Origin of the sequence: uncultured Fenollaria sp. (genome assembly GCF_934202865.1) — a bacterium.
Taxonomy (GTDB): Bacteria; Bacillota; Clostridia; order Tissierellales; family Peptoniphilaceae; genus Fenollaria.
The window spans coordinates 1-8,282 of sequence record NZ_CAKPYL010000057.1; the positions used below are offsets into that span (position 1 = coordinate 1).

The 8,282-nt window shown below is 36.7% G+C and carries 6 protein-coding genes; all 6 read right to left on the reverse strand.

Features of this window, described 5'->3' with window-relative positions:
* Positions 1-932: ABC transporter ATP-binding protein (locus Q0E71_RS05950; protein WP_294796980.1), on the reverse strand; the 932-nt coding region annotated here is incomplete at its 3' end.
* Between the two features lie 10 nt (positions 933-942).
* Entirely contained in the window at positions 943-1,875 is a 933-nt protein-coding gene (locus Q0E71_RS05955; RefSeq protein ID WP_294796983.1) for an ABC transporter permease, read from the reverse strand.
* 13 nt (positions 1,876-1,888) lie between these two features.
* Entirely contained in the window at positions 1,889-2,818 is a 930-nt protein-coding gene (locus Q0E71_RS05960; protein WP_294796984.1) for an ABC transporter permease, read from the reverse strand.
* A 76-nt stretch (positions 2,819-2,894) separates the two neighbouring features.
* Positions 2,895-4,682 carry a peptide ABC transporter substrate-binding protein gene (locus Q0E71_RS05965; protein ID WP_294796985.1) on the reverse strand — a complete coding sequence of 596 codons (1,788 nt, stop codon included), beginning with the start codon at positions 4,680-4,682 and terminating at the stop codon, positions 2,895-2,897.
* 171 nt (positions 4,683-4,853) lie between these two features.
* Positions 4,854-6,290, reverse strand: a complete 1,437-nt coding sequence (locus Q0E71_RS05970; RefSeq protein ID WP_294796986.1) for a 4-alpha-glucanotransferase — start codon at positions 6,288-6,290, stop codon at positions 4,854-4,856.
* A 12-nt stretch (positions 6,291-6,302) separates the two neighbouring features.
* On the reverse strand, positions 6,303-8,282 hold a 1,980-nt coding region (locus Q0E71_RS05975), incomplete at its 5' end, for an AAA domain-containing protein (RefSeq protein WP_294796987.1).

Below are 8,282 nucleotides of genomic sequence, written 5' to 3' on the forward strand. Positions count from 1 at the left end.
GTCTTAGGAGGATGTACCTTTTTACAGATTTCCATAGCTCTAGAGCATCTAGCTGCAAATGGGCATCCTGGTAGTGGTAGCAATAGATCTGGTGGTGTACCGCCTAGTGCTCTTAGTTCAACATCTTTTGCGTGAACCTTTGGTATTGAGTTAAGTAGAGCCCATGTGTATGGGTGTCTAGCGTTGTAGAAGATCTCATCTGTAGTTCCTTCTTCAATGATATCGCCTGCATACATAACTTGAATTCTCTCAGCAAAGTTAGCAACAACGCCAAGGTCATGTGTTACAAGTATGATGGCTGTATTTAATCTCTTCTTAAGATCTTGAAGTAAATCAAGGATTTGCGCTTGAATTGTTACGTCAAGAGCTGTTGTTGGCTCGTCTGCAAGAAGAAGTTTTGGATTACATGAAAGTGCAATCGCAATCATAACTCTTTGTCTCATACCACCTGATAATTCGTGTGGATAAGATTTAAGTCTGTTCTTTGCTTCTGGTATTTGAACTAGTTCAAGTAAATCAGTAGCAACCTTGTCAGCTTCAGCACCGCTTAAATGTCTGTGTATCTTTAATGCTTCTTTAATTTGGTCACCAATTCTCATTGTTGGGTTTAAAGAAGTCATTGGGTCTTGGAATATCATAGATATATCATTACCTCTAAGGTCTGTTAACTCTTTTGAGTTCATAGCTAGGACATTCTTACCGTTAAATATAATTTGTGATTCTTTTTTAATTTCACTACTATCCTTTGGAAGTAGTCTCATTAGTGATTTTGCTGTAACGCTCTTTCCGCATCCACTTTCACCTACGAAAGCCAATGTTTCACCTGGATAAAGGTGGAAGTCTAAACCTCTAACAGCCTTTACTTCTCCAGCGTAAGTATGGAAAGAAACGTTAAGATTTTTAACATCTAATAGTTTTTCTCTATTTTCCATCATTAGCCTCCTACTTTCTTAGTTTTGGATCAAGTGCGTCTCTAAGTCCATCACCAAGAAGTGTAAAGCATAACATTGTTATAGCTATCATTAGTGATGGGAAGAACATTTGATGTGGTAAATACATGAAAGTAGCTGTCGCTTCAGAACACATAATACCCCATGATGTTGCAGGTGATTGAAGACCTATACCTAAGTATGATAGGAAGGCTTCTGAGAATATAAATCCTGGAACGTCAAATGTTATACCTACAATAAGTATAGGCATTGCGTTTGGTATTAAGTGTTTAGTAATTATCTTCCATGAGCTAACACCAAGTGTTCTAGCCGCAAGAACGTACTCTTGTGCTTTTATTCTTAAAACTTCAGCACGAACCATACGAGCTGTACCTGTCCAACCTGTTATAGTAAGGGCTAAAAGCAAAGTCCATAAGTTTCTTGTTTCAAGTCTGATTTGTAATACGATAACAACTAGCAAATATGGTAGAGATGCTAGAATTTCTAGTATTCTCATAAGAGCCATATCTACAAATCCGCCAAGATAACCTGATACAGCGCCATATAATAAACCAACTATAGTTGATATCAAGGCACCAGCAACACCAACGATAAGTGATGTTCTACCAGCAAAGAAAACTCTTGTGAAAATATCACGGCCGGAGCTGTCTGTACCGAACCAGAATTGTGAATTTGGTGTTATATCTTTTAATTTCGACTGAATTTTTGTAGGACTATAGCTGTTAAAGTATGGTCCAAATATAATTAAAAATATAAGTAATCCTAGCAAAACAAGTGCTAGCATAGCTACTTTATTTTCTTTTAATCTTCTCCATGCATCTTGCCAAAAAGATATTGAAGGTCTAGCAATAAGTTCTGCTTCTTCATCGTTTTTTGGTATCCTTTTGAACATCTCAGGAGTAAGTTTTAAATCTTTTTCTTCCATTTTTACCTCCTGATTAATCTTCTGTAAGTTTGATTCTTGGATCGACTATAACATATAGTACGTCTACAATAAGTGTTGCAACAACAAATAAGAATGCAAAGAATATTGTAGATGAAATAATCATTGGATAGTCTCTGTCTTGGATTGAAGTTACTAGGAAGAAACCTAATCCTGGTATAGAGAATATCTTTTCAATAACGAATGAACCAGCGAAGATACCGCCGATTTGTGGTCCAAGTATAGTTAGTGACGGAATGAAAGCGTTTTTAAATACATGCTTTCTTACTATATTAAACTCACTTACACCCTTTGCTCTTGCAGTTAAGATGTAGTCTGAGTTAATAACTTCTAGTACAGATGATCTCATGTATCTTGCATAAGTAGCTATAGTACCAAAGCTTAGAGCTATAACAGGAAGAACAGCATTCTTAACTGATCCCCAGCCCATAACTGGTAATAATGCTAATTTGTTAGCAAAAACATATTGAAGTAATGTTGCTAAAACGAATGATGGTAGTACTATACCTATGATTGCAAGGAACATTACTAGGTAGTCAGGCCACTTGCCTCTGTTTAGTGCAGCTATGATACCTAGCACCATACCTAAAACAAAGCCTATAACTAAGGCAGTTCCACCAAGAGCACCTGAAATAGGTGCAGTTTTAAAAATTCTGTCAGCTATCTTTACACCTGGATATGTAATTGATTCGCCAAAGTCTCCTTGAGTCATGTTTTTAAGGAACAATCCGTATTGTTCATACAACGGCTTATCCAAACCATACTTCTTTTCAAAGTTAATTCTAACTTGTTCTGGTAAATTCTTTTGTACTCTTGCTGTTAAAGGATCTCCAGGAATAGTATGCATTAGATAAAATGTTGCAGTAGTGATTATAAAAAGAGTGATGAATAAGTAAACAACTCTTTTTACGATATACTTTATCATATTATCCTCCTAATTTCTTCTTATAACCTAAGAAAAGGGGAAAAATCCCCTTTACTTAAATTAAATTTTGTTAAAATTATTTTCTTCCGCTTGTGAATATTCTTGACATACCCATAGTTGAGAAGAAACTATAGTTAGCATTTCTGATATATGATCTTCTGAATACGTTAGCAATTCTGTGAATTACTGGGCTTAGAGCTGCGTCATCATATAGAAGAATCTTTTCTGCATCGTGGAATAATTGAACACGTTTGTCAGCGTCTTGTTCAACTTTAGCTTCGTCTAATAGCTTATCAAATTCTTCGTTCTTGTATCCTGTAGGATAAGCAGCTGTTTGTGAATGACAAGTTTCTAGGAAGTTTGATGGGTCGTTGAAGTCTGCACCCCAAGCTAACCATGCAATATCCCAACCTTTACCAGTTTTAACGACATTGATAAATTGTGACCAGTCTTGGTTATCTACTTCTACTTTGCATCCTAATGCTTCTTCTAGACATTGTTGTACGAATTCTCCAGAAGTTCTTCCTTCTTGAGATGTATCTGAACCCATTAGCTTAATAGTAACGCTTGATGGATCTCCTAAACCTGCTTCCTTAACGCCTTCTTCAAATAAAGCCTTTGGATCTGGATTGTCTTCAGCTAATTTCTTAACCCAACCTTCTCCTAGCTTGTTGAATTCTTTACCTTGGCAAGTTACTGCTGGTGGTACGAAGTCAAATGCAGCTGTTGGAACACCGTTGTAGCAAGAATCGATTAATTCTTGTCTGTCAAGTGCTATAGAGATAGCTTGTCTAACCTTGTTGTTTGAAGTGTTTGAATCTGCGTTGCAGTTAAACATGAAATATGTTGTATCAGGGTTAGCTCTTACTGTGCTGTAGTAGTCAGGGTTATTTAAGAATTCGCCTTTCCACTTAGGATCGCCTACACCTGCGTAGTCGATTTGACCTGCTTTAAGTGCGTTAAAAATAGTGTTTGAGTCTTTGATTATAGATACTTTGTATTTGCTTAATTTTACATTGTCCTTATCCCAATAGTTATCGTTCTTAACATAGTTTTGTTCAGAGTTGATAACCCAGTCTTTTAGAATGAATGGTCCACATTGTGGAGCAGTTTCTGGACTTGTTGAGTAAGTGTCTTGGTATTGTTCAACTAAGTCTTGTCTTTGTGGGAAGAAAATTCTTGTTGTTACAATATCGATAAAGAATGGAACTGGATGTTCTAGAGTGATTTCTAGAGTTTTGTCATCTTTAGCAACTACGCCTACTTCTGAATAATCAGGTTCTTGACCTTCTGCTAATTTAGCAGTGTTAACTTTTTCAGCTCCCTTGATATAGTATGTGTTATTAGCATATGGACATGCAGTTCTTGGATCAATACATCTCTTGATACCATATTCATAGTCTTTTGCAGTTACTGGAGTACCGTCGTTCCATACGTTTCCTTCTCTTATGTGGAATGTATAAGTAAGACCGTCTTCAGAAAGATCCCAGCTTTCAGCTCCAGCTGGTACATATTCTACTGAACCCATTTGTCCTTTAACGTCTTGTATTCTTACAAGTGGTTCAAGAATGTTAAGTAATATACCGTTACCATATGAGTCACTTCCCTTAGCAGGGTCTAGTGTGTTTGGATGAGCTGTATCAAATGTGTTGATATATTGATCAGCATCTGGTTCACCGTCTGTTGGCATTTCAGTTACAGCACCTGTTTCTGCAGGAGCTTCTTCCTTGCCATTGTCTTTTTCGTCAGTTGTTTCAGCTGGTTTTTCAGCATCTGCTGGTTGGTCATCTGGCTTACAACTTGCTAGTACGCTTATAGCCATTACTAATACAAGTAATAAAGCTAAAAACTTTTTGCTTTTCATTTTAATTTCCTCCTTAAAATAAAATTAGTATCTACAATTAATATTATAAGCTTTCTTATTATGAATGTCAAGTTTTTTGAAAGATTATCAATAAATAAGCCTCGATATTGAACAGTAATGTTCACAATATCGAGACCATATAGACATATATATTCTATTTTCTGCTATCGTCTAGCGAGTAAACTGTAGCATGTACTGTTTTACTTGTCTTACTAAAGTATGACATATCTCATCAATATCGATCTCGTCACTCTTCATTGTCATATCAGAAACAAGATCCCACACAGCTATCATGACTTTAGATGCGTTCGAGCTATACATCCTTTCAATGATGTCATAGTTAGTAAAGTTCTTCTTATTAGTATAGTCCTCCACCCTAAGCCTCATATCGCTTGATGAGTTAAGGTAGCTAGCAAGCGTCTTTGTAGTGAAGTCGGAGCTGTAATAAAGAGCGCTCTTCTCAACATCAAGTGGCAAGCTCTTCGAGTTAGGATTGATGTCAAAGGCATCCTGTATAGTTCTTGCTTGAGTAATCTTATTGTCTTTGATAATCTTGTTTATTGTCTTAGAATTGCATCTTATATAATCAGTAAAGACTCTATCCACTACAGAGTTTTCTTTCAAAACTGCAAAGATCTCTTCAATCGGATTCTTCTCTGCGCTGACCGTATCCATGTCCATCGTGTTGGCATCGACTTTGATTGTTGTCTCGTAGTCTTCAATATCGATTAACCTAATATAATCAAAAAGCTTTGCATAATAAGAATACTTTTCATTTATATATTCATAGCCGTCGAAGGCGATAAAATCAAAACTATAAACCAATCGTTTATCAATTTGATTTAAGTCCTTGTCTTGTTCATACGCTTTTATAGCGTAATTAAGTGGTCTTAGCTTTTTGTCGACTTCGAAGTAGTCCTTCTTAGCCCACGCCTCTGAAGATATTTCATTAGCATAAAAAGGAACGTCGCACAAAATTTTTACGCCTAAGCCATTGGCATAATTTTTTAACTTAAGATACTGCCTATACAATAAGAACTGAACGAATTCTTGGAATTTCGCTTCTTCGTCGATTTCTTCATCGATATTATCCTTGTAAATGGCGATATTTATCTCTTCATCAGAAAATTCTTCAAAAACTTTCTTCTTATTATATATAGTCATGAATAAAGCGAAATCTTTTAGCCAATATTGATTTTCATTGATGAAGTCCTGGTAAATGGCCTCTTTCGTGAAGTCTTGGTAAGCTCTTTTATATACAAGGCGCAGTGCTTTTATCTTTTCAGCCTTGATTAGATCTTTGTCGTGCGCTTCGAATTTTTTCTCAGCTTCTTCATCAAGCTTAAATATCTCGGCCGTGCTAAGTAGACCCATGTTGATGAACTCATCTAAATCCGCGTATATAGGGTCAAGGGCGAAGTGAGAAATATTTTTTTCGCTTCTTAATTCTCCGTCCATATACATGATGGGCTCGATATGCCAAATCTTTTGACCTGCTTTATTCAAAAAATCAACCGCCTTCATGGCGTCTTTGAATGTGCCGTGCTTATATTTGCTCTTTAATATACTTATAGGTAAAAGTATGCCTGCTTCTCTAAGTGTATTCAAAAAAATCACCTTCTACTTCATATCGTTAAGTAAATCATCTATCGCCTTTGATGGATCGTAGTAATACTTTGTACTTCTGATGCTGACGAAGTTCCAGCCAACTCTTTCCAAAATATCTCTCTTTTCCATTTGGTCGATGATTGTTTCGTCATCTATATCAAATTCTGATCCTTCTGCTTCTACTATAAATTTTTTATCGTCTTTAATAGCGAGTAAGGCTATGTTATATAGACCTGCTTCGACATTAGTTTTTACTTCAACGCCCCTTGCTTCAAGCTCTTTCTTGATGTCTTCTTCAAATGACGATAGCTCATATCTATTTCTCTTGTCAAAGACCATCTTGTCCTCGGGGTTTATAAAGAACTCAATAAGCGTTCTTCTAATATCGCCTAGCTTTAGGTCCTTCTTGTAATCAAGTGAAGTGGCTAAAACTACTTGGTCCTTGGCCCTTGATACGGCTACGTTGTATTTCTTCTTGTTCACATCATAGGCGCCTTCGTTTAAGACCTTCATCGCTTCGTCCTTATCGTTCGAATCAACTGTCGTTAAGAAGATGATGTCTCTTTCGTCGCCTTGGAAAGCAGCTGGCCTGCCGCATAAGATGTTTAGCCTATCATAATCTTGTAGACTTAGCTTTTCTATAAGAAGCTTATCTATAAACTTGGCTTGATCCTCGCTAGCAAGCGATATAACGCCTATTGTCTTGCCTTCATAATCAGGCTCATCCTTTATCCTTAGGATTTCATCTGCAATGTAATTTGCCTCTGCCTCGTTCACTCTATCTTCATCTCTTGTGCCATCTACCTTAATTAATTTAAGTGCTGGTTGAACCTTTGTAGAAGATGACTCTCTAAGCGGCTTGATTATGCCGTCGTATGAAACGAAGTTCGAGTAAGCAGCTATCATTGGCACGCTTCTGAAGTGTTCCTTAAGCGTCAAGACTGGGAAACTTGTCTTAAGTATGTCATAAAGTGATGAGTTTAAATCATATAGATGGCTGTTGGCCACCTTGTCTTTGATATACATATCTATAAGATTTCTTTGCTTGTCTTGGTCTATGCCGACCGCTTGTGGACTAACTTGCTCATCGTCGCCGACTATGATAGCCTTCTTCGCTAATTGAAGTATAGGTATAGCCGAGATGTCCGCTTGAGATGCTTCGTCTATGATTAGATAGTCAAATTTTTGATTGTAGTCAAGACTTTCAAGTGCCTTGTCAATGGTCATGATCCAAGCAGGAACAGCTCTTTGGCACTTTTTCATAAGCTCTTTTGCCTCTTTCTTTAGGCCAATCGCTTGCTTGCCAGTGCCTTTACCAATCTTCTTCATAGTTAGCTGCCAGCCTTGCAATGCTTGCTTCTTCTCTATATCGTCCTTAATCTTAAGCATAAATGAGTGCCATGCCATGTTCGAAGCGAGTTCTTTCGTTATATCATAAAGCTGCTTCTTGTACCAAGTCATCATCTTTTGGTATTTTTCATAAGGCGTTCTATTTATCTTTGAGATGATGCCGTCAAATTGCTTGTAATACCAATTCTCTTCGATATTTTCAGGTGCGTCCTTAAGCCCATGTATATCAAAGCGGTTATATATAAACTCTTTCCAAGTAGGTGCAACAGCTGCCAATTCATCAAGAAGCTCATTTCTCTTCTTAAGTATCTTAATCTTTTCATAAGTCTTTTTAAGATTTTCAAAACTATCTCTATAGCTGTCGTAGTACTTAGTCTCAATCGCAGTATTCATTAATAAGAGTAAATCAGATTTATTGTCCTCGTCTACTTTTAATTTATCAAGCGTATCATCAAGCTTTGACTTAGCAGGAATATATTTTAAATCATATTCATCAGCGAGCTCAATGTACTTTCTTAAGTCATTTTTAATCAGCTTCATCTCTTTAATAAATGAATCGTGCGGTGAAAGAACTTTATTGTTGACAAAGATACTATTGACGTTGATGCCCTTGTCTTGCATTAGCTTAAATAAGGACTGAAC

Excerpts from the sequence above, each read along its gene's own strand:
- Q0E71_RS05965 (WP_294796985.1), bottom strand. The coding sequence starts at position 4,682 with ATGAAAAGCAAAAAGTTTTTAGCTTTATTACTTGTATTAGTAATGGCT.
- Q0E71_RS05955 (WP_294796983.1), bottom strand. The coding sequence starts at position 1,875 with ATGGAAGAAAAAGATTTAAAACTTACTCCTGAGATGTTCAAAAGGATA.
- Q0E71_RS05960 (WP_294796984.1), bottom strand. The coding sequence starts at position 2,818 with ATGATAAAGTATATCGTAAAAAGAGTTGTTTACTTATTCATCACTCTT.